The organism is Methylobacterium sp. NEAU K (assembly GCF_030700285.1).
Classification (GTDB): domain Bacteria; phylum Pseudomonadota; class Alphaproteobacteria; order Rhizobiales; family Beijerinckiaceae; genus Methylobacterium.
Map to the genome: position 1 here is coordinate 64,162 of NZ_JAUYZJ010000015.1, position 18,795 is coordinate 82,956.

Annotated in this window: 14 protein-coding genes; 7 read left to right on the forward strand and 7 right to left on the reverse strand. The window is 70.0% G+C overall.

Annotation, left to right across the window (positions count from 1 at the left end):
* Positions 1 to 102: 102 nt before the first annotated feature.
* Positions 103 to 2,046: a glucans biosynthesis glucosyltransferase MdoH gene (mdoH, locus tag Q8W67_RS14075; RefSeq protein ID WP_305546461.1), complete on the reverse strand. Its 1,944-nt coding sequence runs from the start codon at positions 2,044 to 2,046 to the stop codon at positions 103 to 105.
* 289 nt (positions 2,047 to 2,335) lie between these two features.
* On the opposite strand from mdoH, the gene Q8W67_RS14080 reads away from it, so the two are divergent.
* Positions 2,336 to 3,850, forward strand: coding sequence for a glucan biosynthesis protein (locus Q8W67_RS14080; protein WP_305546566.1), 1,515 nt, complete (start codon positions 2,336 to 2,338; stop codon positions 3,848 to 3,850).
* A gap of 7 nt (positions 3,851 to 3,857) precedes the next feature.
* Here the strand turns inward: Q8W67_RS14080 and Q8W67_RS14085 are convergent, their stop codons facing one another.
* From Q8W67_RS14085 to Q8W67_RS14095, 3 genes are all read right to left on the reverse strand, one after another.
* Positions 3,858 to 4,058, reverse strand: a complete 201-nt coding sequence (locus tag Q8W67_RS14085) for a hypothetical protein (RefSeq protein ID WP_305546463.1) — start codon at positions 4,056 to 4,058, stop codon at positions 3,858 to 3,860.
* Positions 4,059 to 4,190: 132 nt separating this feature from the next.
* Positions 4,191 to 5,663: a glucose-6-phosphate dehydrogenase gene (gene zwf / locus Q8W67_RS14090; protein WP_305546465.1), complete on the reverse strand. Its 1,473-nt coding sequence runs from the start codon at positions 5,661 to 5,663 to the stop codon at positions 4,191 to 4,193.
* 1,303 nt (positions 5,664 to 6,966) lie between these two features.
* On the reverse strand, positions 6,967 to 7,809 hold the full coding sequence (locus tag Q8W67_RS14095) for an SDR family NAD(P)-dependent oxidoreductase (protein ID WP_305546467.1): 843 nt from the start codon (positions 7,807 to 7,809) through the stop codon (positions 6,967 to 6,969).
* A gap of 251 nt (positions 7,810 to 8,060) precedes the next feature.
* On the opposite strand from Q8W67_RS14095, the gene Q8W67_RS14100 reads away from it, so the two are divergent.
* Positions 8,061 to 9,245: an endo-1,4-beta-xylanase gene (locus tag Q8W67_RS14100; RefSeq protein WP_305546469.1), complete on the forward strand. Its 1,185-nt coding sequence runs from the start codon at positions 8,061 to 8,063 to the stop codon at positions 9,243 to 9,245.
* Here the strand turns inward: Q8W67_RS14100 and Q8W67_RS14105 are convergent.
* A complete protein-coding gene (locus Q8W67_RS14105) occupies positions 9,232 to 10,359 on the reverse strand; it encodes an acyltransferase (protein ID WP_305546471.1) in 1,128 nt (375 codons plus the stop codon). The genes Q8W67_RS14100 and Q8W67_RS14105 overlap by 14 nt on opposite strands.
* A 213-nt stretch (positions 10,360 to 10,572) precedes the next feature.
* Here Q8W67_RS14105 and Q8W67_RS14110 point away from each other — a divergent pair, with 213 nt between their 5' ends.
* The gene (locus tag Q8W67_RS14110) at positions 10,573 to 12,228 is read left to right on the forward strand and encodes a L,D-transpeptidase family protein (protein WP_305546473.1); all 1,656 of its coding nucleotides are present in this window, start codon (positions 10,573 to 10,575) and stop codon (positions 12,226 to 12,228) included.
* 137 nt (positions 12,229 to 12,365) lie between these two features.
* On the forward strand, positions 12,366 to 12,899 hold the full coding sequence (locus tag Q8W67_RS14115) for a Dps family protein (protein WP_305546475.1): 534 nt from the start codon (positions 12,366 to 12,368) through the stop codon (positions 12,897 to 12,899).
* A 75-nt stretch (positions 12,900 to 12,974) separates the two neighbouring features.
* On the opposite strand, the gene Q8W67_RS14120 is transcribed toward Q8W67_RS14115, so the two are convergent.
* Positions 12,975 to 15,650: a bifunctional acetate--CoA ligase family protein/GNAT family N-acetyltransferase gene (locus Q8W67_RS14120; RefSeq protein WP_305546477.1), complete on the reverse strand. Its 2,676-nt coding sequence runs from the start codon at positions 15,648 to 15,650 to the stop codon at positions 12,975 to 12,977.
* Positions 15,651 to 16,058: 408 nt separating this feature from the next.
* Between Q8W67_RS14120 and Q8W67_RS14125 the strand changes: the two genes are divergently transcribed.
* A complete protein-coding gene (locus Q8W67_RS14125; protein WP_305546478.1) occupies positions 16,059 to 16,481 on the forward strand; it encodes a MucR family transcriptional regulator in 423 nt (140 codons plus the stop codon).
* A gap of 127 nt (positions 16,482 to 16,608) precedes the next feature.
* On the forward strand, positions 16,609 to 17,367 hold the full coding sequence (locus Q8W67_RS14130) for a restriction endonuclease (protein WP_305546480.1): 759 nt from the start codon (positions 16,609 to 16,611) through the stop codon (positions 17,365 to 17,367).
* A gap of 162 nt (positions 17,368 to 17,529) precedes the next feature.
* Here the strand turns inward: Q8W67_RS14130 and Q8W67_RS14135 are convergent, their stop codons facing one another.
* Positions 17,530 to 18,009, reverse strand: coding sequence for a peroxiredoxin (locus Q8W67_RS14135; RefSeq protein WP_305546482.1), 480 nt, complete (start codon positions 18,007 to 18,009; stop codon positions 17,530 to 17,532).
* Positions 18,010 to 18,170: 161 nt separating this feature from the next.
* Between Q8W67_RS14135 and Q8W67_RS14140 the strand changes: the two genes are divergently transcribed.
* Entirely contained in the window at positions 18,171 to 18,791 is a 621-nt protein-coding gene (locus tag Q8W67_RS14140; protein WP_305546484.1) for a YqgE/AlgH family protein, read from the forward strand.
* Positions 18,792 to 18,795 lie beyond the last annotated feature (4 nt).

Below are 18,795 nucleotides of genomic sequence, written 5' to 3' on the forward strand. Positions count from 1 at the left end.
CCCGTGACTCGATGGCAACACTGTGGCAGCTTGGCCGTAACGCCGCGGATGACCCGGCCGAGATTGGCGTGCTCGTCTCGTCCTGAACGGGGTCGCCGACCCTCAGGCCTCGTCCGCGGCGAGCCAGATGGCGGGCTCCCGCGACACCGGCCGGGCCAGAGCCTGAGCGGCCGGCGGAAGGACCGCCAGGCCGCGGATCTGGGCAAGCTCGGCCAGTTCGGGCGCCTGCGCGGTGTCGTCCGCGGTGAGGAACAGGCCCCGCGCCCGGGCAGCGCGGCCGAGATCCGCTCGACTCGTCCAGACGCTCTGGGCCGGGCTCGCCAGCAGCGCCAGGGCGAGCGGGGCCATCCAGAGGCCGAGCCACGCATCGCCGACGAGGACGAGGGCGAAGACGATCAGCGCCCCGACCACCACGGCGTCGGCCTGGAGCCGGAAGGCCTCAGACCAGGAGACCTGCCGGTCGTCGCGGTCCTGGGTCTCCCAGCGAACCACCCGGCCCAGGAAGGTCGAGACCACGGCGCCGGCGGTGAACAGGGTCAGCACCGGCCACAGGAGCACCCAGGCGGCCTGTTCCAGGGCGGCGCTTGCCAGCAGCGCACGGGTGCCGCCGAATGCCGCCCGGCGCTCCGGCGAGGCCAGGACATGGCCGAGGCTGAGGACCTTGGGCAACGCCAGCACGGCGAGGCTGAGGGCGGCCAGGGCCTGCGCCGCTGCGCCGTGCCCGGTCAGCCCGTAGGCGAGCAGGCCGAGATCGCCGGTCCGGGCGGCCTGCCAGGCTGCGAGCCCCAGGAAGGCGATCCAGAGCGGCAGCATCCCGTAGGCGAGGATGCCGACGGCGAGATGCCAGCGGCTCGCGGCGTGCAGGCCCGCCCAGGGCAGCACCCGCAGGTGCTGGAGATTGCCCTGGCACCAGCGGCGCTCGCGGCCGAGCAGGTCGACGAGGTTCGTTGGCATCTCCTCCCAGGTGCCGCCCATCTCCGGCAGCAACCGAACCTCCCAGCCGGCGCGGACCATCAGCGCCCCCTCGACGATGTCGTGGCACAGGATCTCGCCGCCGAGCGGCGCCCGGCCCGGCAGGACCGGCAGCTGCGCGTTCGCGGCAAAGGCCTCGATCCGCAGGATGGCGTTGTGGCCCCAGTAGCTGCCCTCGGGGCCCTGCCAGGTCTCCAGGCAGCGGAGCGCCAGCGGCGCGTAGAGGCGCACGGCGAATTGCTGGATGCGGGCGAACAGCGTGTCCCGGCCGGCCGCGTAGGACACGGTCTGGATCAGGCCGGTGCGGGGGCTCTCGTCCATCAGCCGCACGAGCCGCGTCATGGCGGCGCCGGTCATCAGGCTGTCGGCGTCGAGGACGATCATGTAGGCGTATTCGGCACCGTGGCTGCGGCAGAACGCGTCGATGTTGCCGGCCTTGCGGCCGACATTCTCGGTCCGGCGCCGGTAGCGGATCCGCGGCAGGGCCGGATCGGCCGACGCCCAGGCCCGGATGCGCGCGAATTCGTGCTCCTCCACGGCCGCGATGGCCCCGTCCCGCGTGTCGGAGAGGACGAAGATGTCGATGTCCCGCGCACCCGCATGGGCGAGCGAGCGGGCCATCACCCGGAGCCGGGCGAACACCGCCACCGCGTCCTCGGCGTGGATCGCCACCACGGCGGCGGTACGGCCCGAGACCGTGGAGATCGCGCACGCCACCTCGGAGCGACGCTCCAGCATCGACTTCGCCCGGTCGCCCAGGATGGCGGCGGCGAGCCCGTAGACGTATTGGCAGGCGACGAAGGCCTGCCAGCCCATGACCAGGCCGAACAGCACGAGGATCGCCCAGGCCAGGGGGCTGGCGCCGGCCGGGTAGGCGAGAGCGGCCAGCCAGGCGAGGCCGCCCGCGGTAACGAGGCTCGGGACCGCGAGGGCGAGGCGCCGGGCGCGGAGACTCCGTCGGCGGCCCGCGCCGGTCCAGACCTCGCTGTCGGTCGCCGCGGGCGAGGGATCGGGAGCGCCTGGGACTGCGTTCCGGTGCGGCCGCTCGGCGGAGGAGGTGACGCGTGGGGACATGGCGCGAGGAACTCGACCGTGGAAGGCTGCCGGCTGCCCCGCCGCGCGAGGGCGGAGACCGATGAGCGTGGACACCGATATGCGGGGCGAGGACACGGAGCCGACCCGGCCGCACGGGCGGCCGGAGGCCGAACGGATCGATCCCCCCTCCCGGCGCCGCGTTCTTGGGACCGTCCTGACCGCGGCTGCCGGCAGCATTCTACCTAGCGCCGCAGATCTGAATGGCGCCCGAACATGGGCCGGGCCGGCGCTTCAGCCGCAGGCTCCGCACACGTCGCAGGAGGGGGCGATGACCTTCGAGGCCCTGTCGGCGCGGGCGGAGCGGCTCGCGGCCGCCCCCTACGCGGCACCGCCCGCCGACCTGCCGCCGGCGCTCGCTGGTCTCGACTACGACGGCTACCGGGGTATCGTGTTCCGGCCGTCCGAGAGCCTGCGTCTCGGCAGCCATTTCAGCGCGCAGTTCTTCCACCGCGGCTTCCTGCAACGCAAGCGCGTGGCGCTCTACCTCCAGCCGCGCGGCGGGCCGGCGCGGCCGATCCCCTACGAGAGCCGGTTGTTCGACCTCGGCAGGCGGCTCGCCGGCCAGGCCTTCTCGCCGGATCTCGGCTTCGCGGGATTGCGCCTGCACTATGCTTTCCCGGACACCCCCGCCTGGCGGCCGAAAGGCTTCCAGGAGGAGTTCCTGGTCTTCCTCGGCGCGTCCTATTTCCGCCTGCGCGCGGCCAACCAGGAATACGGCCTCTCGGCCCGCGGGCTCGCCATCGGCACCGGCGCGCCGGAGGGCGAAGAGTTTCCCGACTTCATCGCGCACTGGATCTGCGAGCCGGAGGCCGGGGCGCGCACGCTGACGCTCCTCTCGCTCCTCGACAGCCCGAGCGTGGCCGGCGCCTACCAGTTCGAGATCGCCCCCGGGGACCCGGCCCGGATCACCGTATCCGCCGCGCTCTACCCACGCAGGTCGATCGCGCGGCTCGGGCTGGCGCCACTCACCAGCATGTTCCTGTACGGCCAGAACGGGCCCGGCGCCCGCGGCGCCAAGGCGTTCGACGATTTCCGCCCGCAGGTGCACGATTCCGACGGGCTCTGCGTCGCCGCCGGAGGGGGGGCGAGCGCTGACCGGATCTGGCGCCCCCTGGTCAACGGGCGCAGTCAGCCGCAGATCTCGGCCTTCGCGGCCAAGCCGCTCGGGGGTTTCGGGCTGTTGCAGCGCGAGCGGAGCTTTGCCGCCTATCTCGACGTGGAGGCGCGGCAGGAAGCCCGGCCCGGCCTGTGGGTCGCGCCCGACCCGCAGGCCGGGGCCGCCTTCGCGGAGGGCGCCGTGCAGCTCTTCGAGATCCCCTCGGGTGAGGAGTACATGGACAACGTCGTCGCGGCCTTCGTGCCGGCGGTTCCGGCCCCGGCGGGCACAGCTCTGCGGCTCGCCTATCGCCTGACCACGGTGGGGGCGGAACCCGTGGAGTCGATCCCGGAGGCGGCGCTCGCCCGGGTGACCTCGACCCGGTTCGGCTCGGCGGAGCGCCTGCGGCCCATGGATCCGCCGAGCCCGCAGCGGCGGCTCTGCGTGATCGACTTCGAAGGACAGAGCCTGCCGAAGGGCGTCGACGACGCCGTGGCCGCGGAGGTCTCGGCCAGCGCCGGGACGCTGCACGAGCCGGTGGCCAATTTCGTGCCGCAGACCGGCGGCTGGCGCATCTACGTGGAGTGGCGTCCGCCCCAGCCGATGCCGGCGGGGGACGTCGTGCTGCGCGCACGCCTCGTCCGCGGCACGGTGCCGATCAGCGAGACCTGGGACGCGGTGGTCTGAGCCCGTCTCAGGCCGAGCGCCGGTCGCGCTCCAGCCGCCGGGCGAGGCGGGTGGCACCGTAGACCTCGCTCAGGCGGCGCCGGGCGGCGTGGACCGGGGGCGCCTGCCGCTCGACATGGGCGGCCTCGATGACGCGCAAAGCGGCCGCCACCGAGCGCTCCAGGCGACGCTCGGCCGTGGCGGCCGTCTCCTGCTTCGTGTCCGGCATGCGATGATCCCTCGTGCGAGGCCGGGCCCGCCCTCTCGGGGGGCGGTGACCGGCGGCAGGGGGCAGCTTCCGCACCCGGCTTGGCCGGAACAAGGCAGCTTGGCCGTATGGCTTCAGCCCATCGCGCAGGCCCTATCGCAGCTCCTCGTGCCAGGTCCGCCCGTCGCGCTCGATCAGCGCGATGGCGGCGGTCGGCCCCCAGCTGCCGGCCGGGTAGGGCCGGGGCGCCTCAGGCCGGTCCGCCCAGGCCTTGAGCACCCCGTCGGCCCAGGCCCAGGCGGCCTCGACCTCGTCGCGGCGCATGAACAGGGTGGCGTTGCCCCGGACTACGTCCATCAGCAGGCGCTCGTAGGCATCCGGGTAGCGCTGCTTGAAGGTCTCCTCGAAGGAGATGTCGAGGTCGGTCGGGCGCAGCCGCAGGCCGCCGGGGCCGGGATCCTTGGTCATCACCTCGAGCTTCATGCCCTCTTGCGGTTGGAGCCGGATGACGAGGCGATTCGGCTCGCGCCCGAACGCCTCCTCGGGGAAGATCGAGAACGGCGACGCGCGGAACTGGACCACGATCTCGGACAGCTTCCGGGGCAGGCGCTTGCCGGTGCGCAGGTAGAACGGCACTCCGGCCCAGCGCCCGGACTGCACCTCGAGCTTCATGGCCACGAAGGTCTCGGTCCGGCTCTCGTGGCCGAGCTCGGCCAGGTAGCCCTCCACGGGTTTGCCGTCGACGGCGCCCGCCACGTACTGGCCGCGCACGGTCATGGCCTGGATGTCGTGGGCGGTGATCGGCTTGAGTGCGCGCAGCACCTTCAGCTTCTCGTCGCGGACGGAATTCGCTTCGAGGTTGAGCGGGCTCTCCATGGCGGTCAGGCACAGGAGCTGCAGCATGTGGTTCTGCAGCATGTCGCGCATCGCGCCCGAGGTGTCGTAGTAGCCGGCCCGGCCCTCAACCCCGACCGTCTCGGCCACGGTGATCTGGACGTGGTCGATCACGTCCGAGGTCCAGAGCCGCTCGAAGATGGTGTTGGCGAAGCGCAGGGAAAGCAGGTTCTGCACCGTCTCCTTGCCGAGGTAATGGTCGATCCGGAAGATCTGCGATTCTGGAAAGACCTCGCCGACCGCGTCATTGATCGCCTGGGCGGATTTCAAGTCCTTGCCGATCGGCTTCTCCAGCACGACCCGGGATTTCGGGCCGATCAGCCCGCTGGCGGCGAGGTTGCGGCAGATCGAGCCGTAGAGGTCGGGCGAGGTGGCGAGATAATAGGGCCGCACTTGGTCGGGCCGCTCGCCGAGCTTGGCCGCGAGGTCGCCCCAGCCGCTCTCCCCCGCGCCATCCACCGCGACGTAGTCCACGTGGTCGAGGAAGCGGGCCAGCACGTCCTCTGCCAGGTCGGCGGCGGGCACGAAGCGCTTGAGCGCGTCCCGGGCATGCTCCCGGAACGCGTCGACCGACAGGTCCGAGCGCGAGGCGCCGATGATCCGGCTGGTCTCCGGGATCTGCCCGTCGCGGAACCGGTAGAACAGGGCCGGCAGGAGCTTTCGCGCGGTCAGATCGCCGGTGGCGCCGAACACGACGCAGTCGAAGGAGGCGACGGGGATGATCGTGGCCAAGTGCGGCTCCCTGGTGTCGTGCGCGGTTGCGGTGCGGCGGTCACGCCGCACTGACCTAACCTGAGTGCAGTCGCTTCGCCAGACGAGGGGGCGCTCAGAGCGCTGTGGCACGCCCCTATAAGGACGGCCGGAAGGCATAAAAATCCGGCGTCCGGCGCGACGGCACGTGGCGGTTGTGGACAAGACCCTCCATCCGCCAACTTCTAAGATTCTAAGTCGGTGTGGTAGCGAGCCGTTCGGTCAAATTGCTTTTTGATGAGCATATCTACCAGCCATATCACACGCCATCCGCAGGAATGTCCGATAGTTGTCTTGATCACCAAATCCGATTTATGATCTTGAATTTTTCAAAATGGCCATCAATTACTCTTGTTTTATATTCGTAATTAATATTTTTAAATCAATGACGTAAATCAATCGACAGTTGTTTACAAATAATTGAAATATTTATTATACTAATACATTAAATTTCTGATCATGCAGATCATTATCTTAATGAAATAACTTATAAAATTCATGCGTGGCGGGATTTATAGCTGCCACCTCTAGATTTATGAATCAATCGAGGCCGGAATTATTCGGGTAGGCAGTGATAATTCGATATTCTCGGGCATTTGAGGCATCGCGAACGGCCAAAACAACAAATTCGTAAATATTTTTGATTTAAATAGGCGATCATTTAGAACTTATTACTTTCTCGCGGCCGGTTTAATCGCAAAATATTATTTATACAAAAGCGTTATATCCACAACTGTCAAACATTACCATGAATTATTACTGGCTTTTCAAAATATCTTGTGAGATATAATATTTCTTTGCCTCGATACCATCGGATTTTTCAGATATACTTCTTATATAGATTGGGAATAAACCCCAGCGCAGAGAACTCTTGTGACTCGGCGACACGCGCTATCAGTTCTTGATCGGTCCTCCCGACATGCCTGTCTACAATAGACGATTGAGGCAGGGATCTTTCGCAAGTTCTTGCCCAGATAACCGGTCACGTTCCTGGCCGGCTGCTGGCTGGCTCAGAGAGCCATCATTGGCCCACTGACCACCCTCACGATGTCCCGCAGGCACACGCGGCTGGAGCGGATTGAAGAGTTTGGAATGCGCGGCGCAGCCGGACTAGAGCCAGTTCGTCAGCGAGACCCCTGAGTTCCCACCGGATCTGCTGAGCCACACGAGCGAAGCGTGGCTGTGTCTTCGCTGCCTGCCGCCGACCCCGCGGGCGATCTAAGACATCAAGCAGATAATGCCAGGATTTTCCTACAGTCAGCCGACGCCTGTGGGTGGCCAGCCTTCACCCTGCCATGAAACGCTTGAACGCCACCGCGAAATCCGGGTGCCAGCGCGACAAAGCGGGCCGGTTCTCGATGATGTCGCCGGCGGCCCAGGCGATCCGCTTCTCGTCCTGCGCCCGGGTGGTCTCGTTGTCGGGGCAGAGGATGTAGAAATCGCCGGCTTCGAGCCGCTCCAGCAGGAATGCCACCGTTTCCTCCGGCGTCCAGGCACCGGCGGGCTTCTCGGCGACGCCGCGGGCCTTGGTCAGGCCGGTATAGACGAAGCCCGGGATCAGCAGGTGCGCGGTGGTTTGGCAGCCTTCCCGGCTGCGCAGCTCGTGGGCCAGCGCCTCCGTGGCCGCCTTCACGGCCGCCTTCGAGACGTTGTAGGGCGCGTTGCCGGGCGGCGTGGTGATGCCCTGCTTCGAGCCGGTGACGATGACCGCGCCGGGCTTCTCGCCCGCGATCATGCCGGGCGCGAAGGCGTGGATGCCGTTGACCACGCCCCCGAGATTGGTGCCGAGGATCCGGGTCCAGGTCTCGGCGTCGGAGAACAGCTTGCCGCCGGCCTCGATCCCGGCGTTCAGCATCACCACGGCCGGCGGCCCGGCCTTCGCCACGGCGGCCGCCAGGGCCTCGACGGCGCCCCGGTCCGATACGTCGGTGGGGACCGCGCGGACCTCGACGGCAGCGAGTTCGGCGACCGCGCTCCGGGCCTCCTGCAGGGCCGGACCGGGCAGGTCGGCGAGCCAGACATTCATGCCGGCCCGCGCGAAGGCCTTCGCGGCAGCGAGCCCGATGCCGCTCGCCGCCCCGGTGACGACCGCGCTGCGTCCGGGGCTGATCGCGGGATGCTGGCTCATGGGTCTGTCCTCGGCTGGATGGCGCCCATCAGATGGGGCGAGCCGGGGCGAAGGCGAGTTGGAATTGGCGCGACCGGGGATTGCGAGTGCGCTTGCTTACCCGCGGGATCGCATGAAGAGATCCTGGTCTTTCAAGGGTTGATCATTTCCTGGGCGCCCGACCTGCCACCCTGTCATCCCGGGGCCGCGAAGCGGAGCCCGGGAATGACCGGGTGATCGGTCCGGATAACCTGTCACCAAAGGGACGCGGCATGAACCCAGGACCCGGCCTGCCGAGCCGCCGCGCGCTCCTCGCCGGGGCAGCCTGCGCAGGGCTCGCCACGGCGGCACGGGGCGCCCCTGGCGGGTTCGGTCCGCTCGGCAAGCCGTCCTGGTCGGGTGACAGCCTTCAGGCGGCGGCGGCGGCCAAGGGGCTGCTCTACGGCTGCGAGGTGCCGTTCCACCGCTTCGACTCGACACCCGCCTACCGGCAGGCGGTGGCGCGGGAATGCGGGATCCTGGTCTGCGGCACCGAGATGAAGATGGAGGAGGTGCTGCCCGCCCCCGGCCGCACCGACTTCGCCCGGGGCGACGCGATCCTGCGCTTCGCCAGGGCCAACGGCCAGCGCATGCGCGGGCACACGCTGGTCTGGCACGCAGCGCTGCCGCCCTGGGTCGGCCCGCTGCTGGGCCGGGCGAATGCCGCCCAGGGCGAGGATTTCATGCGGCGCTGGATCGGGACCGTGGCCGGGCATTATCGCGGCCAGGTCGTCGCCTGGGACGTGGTCAACGAAATCCTCGGTAACGAGAGCGACCCGGACCGGGGCGGGGGCCTGCGCGACTCGCCCTGGCTGGCTTCGATCGGCCCCGGCTATGTCGATCTCGCCTTCCGCATCCTGCACGAGACCGACCCGGCGGCGGCAGGGACCTGGAACGAGGACGCGGTGGAGCAGGGCGCGCCCTGGATGGAAGCCAAGCGCACCAGGGTCCTGCACAGGCTGGAGGCGATGCGGTCCCGGGGCGTACCGATCCGGCGCCTCGGGCTGCAATCGCACCTCACCAGCACGGTTCCGATCGATCAGGGCCAGTTGCGGCGCTTCCTGCACGAGGTCGGCCAGATGGGCCTCGGGATCGAGGTCACCGAGTTCGACATCGACGACCGGGCCTTCCCGTCCGACGTGGCGACCCGCGACAGGATGGTGGCCGACTTCGCCCGGCGCTACCTCGACGTGGTGCTGGACGAGCCCGCCCTGCTCAACGTGGTGAGCTGGGACATCTACGATCCGGACACGTGGTTGAACGACCACCCCTACCGCAAGCGGCCGGACGGCCTGCCCCAGCGGGCGCTGCCGCTAGACGCGCAGTTCCGGCGCAAGCCCCTGTGGCACGCGATGCTGGCGTCCTTCCGCGCGGCGCCGAACCATGCGGCGGCGCGGGACAAGCTCAGGCGGGCGTGACGGCCCGGCGCCCACCGTCGGCAAGGGCGGGCTCGGGCGGCCGATCCGCCAGCAGCCGGCGCCGCAGGCGCGCGCAAGGGCGCTCGACGAGCCCGTACATCCCCCAGCACCAGAGCAGCGTCGCCGGGAAGGCCGCGCCCATCAGCGCGAGTCCGGGCAGCCCTGGCGCCATGTGCAGCACCAGCGCCACCACGCTCATATGCGCGAGGTAGAAGCTGTAGGACCAGAGCCCGATCTGGCGCATCGGCCGGCTCGCGAGCAGACGGACCGCCCTTCCCTCCCCGTGCAGCAGGTAGGCGAAGGGCACGAACAGGGCCGCGCTCTGGAGGCTGTAGCGCAGGCTCTCGCGGAAGGCGGCCTCGCGCAAAGCCAGCGTGCCGAGGACGACGGCGAGGCTCGCGGCGACGTGCCAGGGCCTCGGGCGCCACGCCCGGTCGGCCGGGATAACCGGGTTGTTCCACAGGCCGAGGCAGCAGCCGAATAGGATCGCGTCGATGCGGGTGTGGGTCCAGGAGTAGTTCAGGCTGTAATCCGGAAGCCGCCAGACGTTGAGGCACCGGATCGCCAGGACCACCCCGCAGATCGCCAGGCAGGCGAGCGCCGCCCGGCGCGGATGCAGGCGGCCGAGCCACAGGACGAAGGCCAGCGGGAAGACCAGGTAGAAATGCTCCTCGATGGCGAGGCTCCACAGGGGCACCGGCAGCACCGCCTCCGTGCCGAACAGGCCGGGATAGTTGGTCAGGAACGTCACCTGCCCCAGCAAGGCCGCCGGCTCGACCCGCATCCAGTCGAGGAGCCCCGCCGCGTAGAGCGCCCCGGAGGCGACGAGCGTCAGGTACATCGGCGGCAGGATGCGCAGGCTGCGCCGCAGATAGAAAGCGGGGAGCGACACCGCGCCCGTCCGCGCGCGCTCGATCCGCAGGAGCGTCGTGATCAGGTAGCCGCTGAGGAAGAAGAAGACCGTGACGCCGAAGCCCCCCGGCACCACGTGGCCGTAGCCGCAATGGGCCGCGAACACGATCAGGATGGCGAGCGCCCGCACCCCGTCGAGCTGCGGCAGGTAGGGCATCGCCCTGGGGACTTCCTGGGAGAGCTGGTGTCCGGAATCCGGCATGGCGGAGGCCGATCTCCCTTCGCGGCACGGCGTGACAGTAAGCGCCATTTTCGCGCGAACGGACATCCGCACAGGCCCCGGAGCGGCTGATCCGGTCACCGCATGGTGAATGGCTGTCACGGGCCGCCCAATGCCCCTGAGGAGATTGGTAACCGTACCACCCCATCATCCCGCCCGACTGCGCCGCCCCGGGCGCCGTCGGGAGTGTTGCGTATGGTCCCGGCCCAATCCCGCCGTCCCGCCCGCCTCCGCGCCGTCGGCGCGGGCCTATCGGTTCTGGCGCTGCTCGGCACACCGGTCGGCGCGCTGGCGGAGGGCGTGCCCGGTGCGGCGACCCCGGGGGGGCCCGGTCCCGCGCCGGTCTCCGCACCACCGGCCGCCGGCCTGCTCCCGGAAGCCGCGGCAGTGGCCGCGAAGGGCCAGGAAATCAGAAGCTCGGACAGCACGATCTCGGAAACCAAGGCCCCGGAGAGCCGGACACCGGACGCGAAGCCTCCGGAGAGCCGGGCACAGGAGGCCAAGCCGCAGGAAGCCGCAAAAAAAACGCGCGAGCCGGCGCCGCTGGTCTACGCCAAGGTCTCCACCGACCCGACCCCGACGCTGACCGCCCGCACCTTCCTGGACACCCTCCGGGCGGCCGAGCGCTACGCCGCCTTTGCGGAGGCCGGCGGCTGGGAGCGGCTGCCCGACGACCTCGCCCGCCTGAAGCCCGGCGAGCGCAGCCCGGCGATCCCGGCGCTGCGCCATCACCTGACGCTCACCGGCGACCTGCCGGCGGACGCACCGCCGAGCGACCGGCTCGATCCGCCGCTGACCGCCGCGGTCGCGGCATTCCAGGGCCGGCACGGCTTGCCCGACAGCGGCATCCTCGGCCGGCTCACGATCAACGCGCTGAACGTGCCGGCGGCGACCCGCCAGCGCCAACTCGCCGCCTCCGCGGCCCGGCTGATGGGCTCGAAATTCCCGTTCGGCGACCGCTACGTGGTGGTCAACATCCCGTCGGCGACCGTCGAGGCGGTGGAGAACGGCGCGGTGGCGCGCCGCTACGTCTCGGTGGTCGGCTCCCCCGACAAGGCCACGCCGACGGTGGAGACCCGGATCACCGACATCAACTTCAACCCGACCTGGACCGTGCCGGCCTCGGTCGTGAAGAACGAAATCATCCCGCAGATGCGCAAGAACCCGGGCTACCTCGCTCGGAACCACATCCGCATCCTCGGGCCGGGTGGCGAGGTCGACCCCACCCGGATCGACTGGTCGAGCGACAAGGCCGCCAACTACACGCTGCGCCAGGATGCCGGCTTCGACAATTCGCTCGGGCAGGTGCGGATCGACATGCCGAACCGCTTTGCCGTCTACATGCATGACACCCCGGCGAAATCGCTGTTCGCCGCGAGCGTGCGCTTCCACAGCCACGGCTGCGTCCGGGTCGGCCAGGTCAAGGAGCTGGTCGGGTGGCTTCTGCAGGGGACCGACGGGCCGAACGGGCCCGGTACGACCTGGGGACCGATCGAGATCGAGACCGGCATCGCAGACGGCGAGCGCCGCGACATCAAGCTGGCCAAGCCAGTGCCGGTGACCTTCGTATATCTCACGGGCTACGCCACCCCGGACGGGCGGGCGCATTTCCGCGACGACATCTACAACCTCGACACGCCGGCGCCGGAGCCCGCGGCCACGGGCGCGATCCCGCCGGTCGCCGCGACGGCGGCCAACAGCCCCGCGGTGAAGCCGGCAGCGGCGAGGCCCGTGGTCGCCCAGCCCGCAGGGGCCAAGCCCGTGGCCGCCAAAGCCGCGGCGGTGAAACCGACATCCGTAAAGTCGGCGGCAGAGGGCCGCAGCCTGGAATCGCTCCAACCTATCCGCTGAAGCCAATCCAGCCATGCGCGTCCGTGACGGCCGGAACAATCATACCGGCTGGTCATTGGCCGGGTGAACGCGCAGCCGCCCTCCCCCGGGGACGCGATGCGGCGCGCCGACCCACACATGACGGACTGGAGACGATCATGGCGAAGGCCAAGCCGAGCAGCCGCATCGAAAGTTCGCGGCTCAACACCCCGACCGATCTCGATCCGAACGACGTGAAGAAGATCGCCGAGGGCCTGACGGTGCTCAGCGCCGACCTCTTCGCGCTCTACATCAAGACCAAGAACTTCCACTGGCACGTCAGCGGCCCGAATTTCCGCGACTACCACCTGCTGATGGACGAGCAGGCGGCGCAGATCTTCGCGATCATCGACTCGGTGGGCGAGCGCGCCCGCAAGGTCGGCGGCACGGTGCTCCGCTCGATCGGACAGGCCAAGAGCCTGACCCGCGTGCCGGACAATGACGCCGACTACGTCTCGCCCCTCGACATGCTCAAGGAGCTGCGGGACGACAACAAGGCGCTCACCGCGCACATGCGCGAGCTGCACGCCGTCACCGACGAGGCCAACGACGTGGCGACCACGTCGCAGCTCGAGGAGTGGATCGACCAGTCGGAGGAGCGCACCTGGTTCCTCTACGAGGCGACCCGCGACGCCACCGAGGGCGGCCACTGAGCCGCCGCCCCGCGCCAATGGTTGGCCCCGCCTCCCCGGAGGCGGGGCTTTTTCGTATGCGCGGCCGATCGCGCGCTACATCGCGCCGAGGTCGAGCCTGACCTTCACAAGGCCCGGATCCTCCGGGTCACGCCCCTGCGCGAACCCCAGTCGCCGGCAGACCGCCAGCATCGGCCGGTTCTCGGCCAGCACCATGCCCTCGACCCGGCCGATCCCCTCGGAGCGCGCCCAGTCGATCATCAGGCGCATCAGCGCGAAGGCGAGCCCGGTGCCCCTTGCGTCGCGGCCGACCGCGATGGCGTATTCGCCGCTCTCGTGGTTGGCGTCGGCGTGCAGCCGGACGGCGCCGAGCATGCGCTCGCGCCCCTGCGGATCGACCTCGGTGGCCACGAACGCGATGGCACGGGCGTAGTCGAGCTGGGTCAGGCGAGCCAGGAAGGCGTGGCTGAACTCGCGCACCGGCCCGAAGAAGCGCAGCCGCAGGTCCTCTGGGTCGAGCCCCTTGAAGAAGGCGAGGAACAGGCCCTCGTCCTCGGGGCGCACCGGGCGCACGCGCACCGTGCGGTCCTTGAGGTTGAGGGTGCGGACCCATTCCGCCGGGTAGGGCCTGATCGCGAAGCGCGGATGACCGCGGTCCTGCCCGCCCCGCTCCGCACGCCCGATCCGCACACGGGCGTCCAGCGCCAGAACGCCGGTCTCGTCGGCGAGCAACGGGTTGATGTCGAGTTCCCGCACCTGCGGCAGGTCGGCGGCGAGTTGCGAGAGCTTCACCAGCGTGAGCGCGATCGCGTCCATGTCGGCGGCGGGCACGTCGCGATAGGCCTCCAGGCGCCGGGCGACCCGGGTGCGGGCGATGAGGTCGCGGGCGAGGATCATGTCCAGCGGCGGCAGGCCCAGCGCGCGGTCGTCGATCACCTCGACCGCCGTTCCGCCGCGGCCGAACACCACCACGGGCCCGAACACGGAATCCTCGGCGAGCCCGGCGATCAGCTCGCGGCGCTGACCCTGGCGGATCATCGGCTGCACGGCGAAGCCGGTCACTCGCGCGTCCGGCCGCTCCCGCCGTGCCCGGGCCAGGATGCTGCGCGCGGCCTCGCGGACATCGGCCTCGCTGGTCAGGTCGAGATGCACGCCGCCGATATCGGATTTGTGTACGACGTCGGGCGAGACGACCTTGAGCGCTACCGCTCCGCCGGCCGCGATGATCGGCCAGGCGGCTGCCGCTGCGGCATCCTTGTCGGGGGCGAGCGTGATCGGCACGGTCGGGATGGCGTAGGCCTCCAGCAGCCCGGTCACGGCGATCGGATCGAGCCAGGCAGCGCCCTGGCGCAGGGCACCGGCGATGATTGCGCGCGCGCGGGCCGTATCGGGCGAGAAGTCGCGCGGCAGCGAATCCGGCGTGCGCATCAGGTCGTCCTGCGCCTCGCGATAGCGCACGAGATGCAGGAAACCCTCGATCGCCTCGGAATCGGTGGAGAAGTGCGGGATTCCGGCCTGCGCAAAGGCTTCGCGTGCCGCCTCGGCATCGCCCAGCGACACGGCGAAGACCGGCTTCTTGCGCGTCTGGCCGGCGCGGGCGCGTTTCACCGTCTCGGCGATCGCGCCGGCCACCGCGCCGGCATCCGACCGGACTGTGGGGACATGGATCGCCAGCACCGCGTCGCTTGTCCGGTCGGCGAGCAGCGGCTCCAGCGCGGCGGAGAAGGCCGGACCGGCGGCGTCGATGCCGAGGTCGAGGGGGTTCGCCGCCGGCCGGCCCTCGACCCTGGCGGGCTCGGCGAGTGTCCCCGACCGCTCGATCAGCCGGTCAGCGGCGAGGAGCCCGATGCCGCGGCCGTTGGTCAGGATCGCGAGCCGCTCTCCCGGGAACGGGCGCTGGCGCCCCAGGGTCTCGACCGCGGAGAACATCGCGTCGAGATCCGGCACGGCGAGCAGCCCGGCCCGTCGAAAGGCCGCGGTGTAGACCGCGTCCGGCTGGGCGAGCGCGCCCGTATGAGTGTCGGCGGCCCGGTTGTCCGGCCGGTGCCGCCCGGCGCGCAGAACCACGACGGGCTTGGCGCGGGCGGCCGCGCGGGCGGCCGACATGAAGCGGCGGGCATCCGCCACGCGATCGAGGCAGAGCAGGATCGCCCGGGTCCGGTAGTCGGCGGCGAAATAGTCAAGGCAATCGGCGACCCCGATGTCGAGCACGCTGCCGAGCGACAGCACCGCTGAGAAGCCCGTGCCGTGCCGGCCGGCCCATTCGACGATGGCGGCCGCGACCGTGCCGGATTGCGAGACCAGCGCGAGGTCGCCCGCCGCGGGGGCGTGCGCGAACAGGCTGGCGTTGAGCTTGGCGCTCGGAACCGCGAGGCCGGCGCTGTCGGGGCCGAGCAGGCGCAGTCCCTTCGCGCGGGCGATCCTGTGCGCGGTCGGTCCGGGATCGTCCGGTTCGCGGCCGAGCCGGGCCGTCAGGATGACGGCGGCGCCCGCGCCGATCGCGGCGGCCTGCGCGACCACCTCGGGCACGCTCGGCGGCGGCACTGCGATGAGGACGAGGTCCGGCACGACGGCGAGATCGGCGATCCGCGGCACGCAGGCCAGACCGTCGACGGTCGCGTGATCGGGCTGGACCGGCAGGATCGCACCGGGAAAGCCAGCCCGACGCAGGCTGTCCAGCACGCTGCGCCCGAGCGAGCCCTCGCGCGCGACGGCGCCGACCAGGGCGACCGAGCGCGGCGCCAGCAGCTTGTCGAAGCGGTAGGTGCTCACGACGATCGGCTCACGACGGTCTCGTCACGGGATGCGTTTCGGGAAGCCGATCCTGCCCGCGTGCATCCCGGTGCTCCCTCGCTCGGGTATGGAAAGCGGCCAAGCCCCCTCGAGCGTGCCCGCCGCGGTACCAGATGGCGCAGTCCGCCGCGGGTGCAACGCCCGGATGACCCGATGCCGGCCCCGACGCGCGGCAGGGCGCGGAGGGGCTCAGTTTGTCCAGTATCCGACAATGCTTGCTCTTACCATATTGACTGTCGTCGGCACATGTAAATTGGTCTTGCCCTTAAATTCACCACACCATAGTAACTGCGCCATTGTAGCCCTGTATCGGGCCGATCAGAGATAGATTCCAGCCGGCCAGCGCCGAATGACGGCGGCTGACGGGGATCGACAGGAGGTTTCGCGATGGACCCCACGATGGGAGAAGATCCGGACTATCTCACGCTGTCCGTCGACATCGTGTCGGCCTTCGTGAGCAACAACCCGGTGCCTGTCCCGGAACTGCCCGCGCTGATCGCCGCGGTCCACGCGACGCTGCACGGACTGAGCCAGCCCTCGGCTCCCCCGGTGGATGAGCTTCGTCCTGCCGTGTCGATCCGGCGCTCGGTCCAGCCCGACTTCATCGTGTGCCTGGAGGACGGGAAGAAGTTCAAATCGCTCAAGCGCCACCTGCGCACCCACTACAACCTGACGCCCGACGAGTACCGTCAGAAATGGGGGCTGGCGCCCGACTACCCGATGGTCGCGCCGACCTACGCCGCGGCCCGCTCCAGCCTCGCCAAGAGCATGGGGCTCGGGCACCAGCGCCGGAAGGGCCAGGATCGGTAGGCCGTCGTCCCGCGCGGGCGCCGAGCCCGGGCTCCTGTGCGGGCGTCCACAGCTTTCCGGGCGCGATTAGCCATCGGGCAAGCGGGGCCTGCGAGGATCCACCGGCTCGCCCGCGCCCTGAGATCCGATGCCCGGCAAACCCAGCCTCGTCGCCCGCCTGTTCTGGACGGCCGTGATCGGCTGCCCGCTCGGACTCTGGTATGGCCCGCGCGCCTTCGCGGCGACGGGGCTCGCCCTCGCCCTCGTGCTGATGCGCCATCTCGGGCGCCCCCGCCGCTTCCGGGCCCGGGTGCGCCGGATCGCCCGGGCGCATGCCGAGACGCTGGCGCTGCGGCGGCGGCAGGAGAGCTTCTGCGACGCCTACGGCAACCGGATCGAGGACGGTTGGCTGCGGGAGCGGGCGTATTTCCTCGAGCGCACCGTCGTGCCGCAGGTCGGGCCGCGCTTCGCCGACCTCGCCGAATCGGAACGCCCGCGGATGCTGGCGATCGTCGAGGCGGAGGCGGCCGCTGTCGCGTTGCCGGAGGAGGACGAGGCGCCGGGGGACGGGCTCGACTACGAGCGCTACTGTGCCGAGCGCCTCACGCGGGCGGGTTGGCGGGCGCACCGGACACCGCCGAGCGGCGACCAGGGCGCCGACATCGTCGCGGTGCGCGACGGCCTGCGCCTCGTCGTGCAGTGCAAGCGCCTGGCCAAGCCCGTGGGCAACGCGGCCGTGCAGGAAGCGGCCGCGGCCCTGCGCTACTGGGCAGGCGACCGGGCCGCGGTGGTCTCGAATGCCGGATTCACGCCGGCGGCGCGGCGCCTGGCGGCAGCGACCGGCGTGCTGCTCCTGCATCACGATGCCCTCGACGACATCGAACTCGCGGGGGCACAAGGGGTCTAGCGCGTGTTAGTGCAGAATAACGCAGATCTGCATTGGCTTACGGGCTGGACAATGGGCCTCCAGAGGGCCCGACGCCCTCTGGCCGGGTTCCGGGGGAGCCCCGAGGTTCGCAGGGCTCGTGAAACCAGGATTTTCCGGCACGCGATAGGCGGAAGGTCCCGCTCAGAGCACCTTCAGCAGCGCCTCGGCGCCGGAGGCCTCGGCCTTCGACGGGGTCTCCTCGACGTTCAGAATCCGCACCACGCCGTCCTCGACCAGCATCGAGTAGCGCTTCGAGCGGATACCGAGGCCGAACCCGGTGCCGTCCATCTCCAGGCCGATGGCCTTGGCGAAGTCGGCGTTGCCATCGGCCAGGAATTCCAGGCCCTCGGCGCCGCTCGCCTTCGACCACGCGTCGAGCACGAACACGTCGTTGACGCTCGTGACCGCGATGGCGTCGACGCCGCGGGCGAGGATCTCGTCCTTCTTGGCTACGAAGCCGGGCAGGTGGCTGCGGTGGCAGCTCGGCGTGAAGGCGCCCGGCACGCCGATCATCACCACGCGCCGGCCCTTGAACACGTCGTCGGTGGTGCGGGCGATCGGACCCTCAGGGCCGATCACCCGGAAGGTCGCCTGGGGCAGATGGTCGCCGACCTGGATCATCGCGGGTCCCTCGTTGCCGCGCGCTCGGATCGCACGCGTGAGAAGCGCGCCTGACCTAGCGTGATGGGCGGGGCCTGTCGAGGAAGCGGCAGCCGCTTTCCGCAGCGGAGCGGCGCGCTTTGTCCGCTGGACAAGCTGGGGGGGCGGCGTAGCATGCGCGCATGTCGAACCCAGCGTCCCCAGCGCAAGCCGCGCTCACAGGATCGAGCTTCCTCGACGGGCAGTTCCTCGTGGCGATGCCCGGGATGGCGGATGAGCGCTTCGCCCGCGCGGTGATCTACGTCTGCGCCCACTCGGCCGATGGCGCGATGGGCATCATCGTGAACAAGGCGGCCACCGACATCAGCATGCCGGACCTCCTGGTCCAGCTCGACGTCGCTTCGGATGCGGACGCGATCCGGCTGCGCGAGCGAGTCGGGCACATGCCGGTCCTGATGGGCGGCCCCGTGGAGGGACGGCGCGGCTTCGTGCTGCACACCGACGACTTCCACATCCAGCAATCGACGCTGATCATCGACGACGGCATCTGCCTGACGGCCACCGTCGAGATCCTGCGCGCCATCGCCAGCGGCGAGGGGCCGGCGAGTGCCGTCCTGGCCCTCGGCTACGCCGGCTGGCAGGCGGGCCAGCTGGAGAGCGAGATCATGGCCAACGGCTGGCTCAACTGCCCGGCCGATCCGGCGCTGATCTTCAACACCGACCTCGAGGCCAAGTACGAGCTGGCCCTGCGGACCAACGGCATCGACCCCGCCATGCTGTCGATGACCGCCGGGCGGGCCTGAGGGT

What these genes read in the sequence shown, in the direction of transcription:
- mdoH (WP_305546461.1), bottom strand. Translation starts at nt 2,046, where the DNA reads ATGTCCCCACGCGTCACCTCCTCCGCCGAGCGGCCGCACCGGAACGCA.
- Q8W67_RS14080 (WP_305546566.1), top strand. Translation starts at nt 2,336, where the DNA reads ATGACCTTCGAGGCCCTGTCGGCGCGGGCGGAGCGGCTCGCGGCCGCC.
- Q8W67_RS14085 (WP_305546463.1), bottom strand. Translation starts at nt 4,058, where the DNA reads ATGCCGGACACGAAGCAGGAGACGGCCGCCACGGCCGAGCGTCGCCTG.
- Q8W67_RS14095 (WP_305546467.1), bottom strand. Translation starts at nt 7,809, where the DNA reads ATGAGCCAGCATCCCGCGATCAGCCCCGGACGCAGCGCGGTCGTCACC.
- Q8W67_RS14100 (WP_305546469.1), top strand. Translation starts at nt 8,061, where the DNA reads ATGAACCCAGGACCCGGCCTGCCGAGCCGCCGCGCGCTCCTCGCCGGG.
- Q8W67_RS14105 (WP_305546471.1), bottom strand. Translation starts at nt 10,359, where the DNA reads ATGCCGGATTCCGGACACCAGCTCTCCCAGGAAGTCCCCAGGGCGATG.
- Q8W67_RS14110 (WP_305546473.1), top strand. Translation starts at nt 10,573, where the DNA reads ATGGTCCCGGCCCAATCCCGCCGTCCCGCCCGCCTCCGCGCCGTCGGC.
- Q8W67_RS14115 (WP_305546475.1), top strand. Translation starts at nt 12,366, where the DNA reads ATGGCGAAGGCCAAGCCGAGCAGCCGCATCGAAAGTTCGCGGCTCAAC.
- Q8W67_RS14125 (WP_305546478.1), top strand. Translation starts at nt 16,059, where the DNA reads ATGGACCCCACGATGGGAGAAGATCCGGACTATCTCACGCTGTCCGTC.
- Q8W67_RS14130 (WP_305546480.1), top strand. Translation starts at nt 16,609, where the DNA reads ATGCCCGGCAAACCCAGCCTCGTCGCCCGCCTGTTCTGGACGGCCGTG.
- Q8W67_RS14135 (WP_305546482.1), bottom strand. Translation starts at nt 18,009, where the DNA reads ATGATCCAGGTCGGCGACCATCTGCCCCAGGCGACCTTCCGGGTGATC.
- Q8W67_RS14140 (WP_305546484.1), top strand. Translation starts at nt 18,171, where the DNA reads ATGTCGAACCCAGCGTCCCCAGCGCAAGCCGCGCTCACAGGATCGAGC.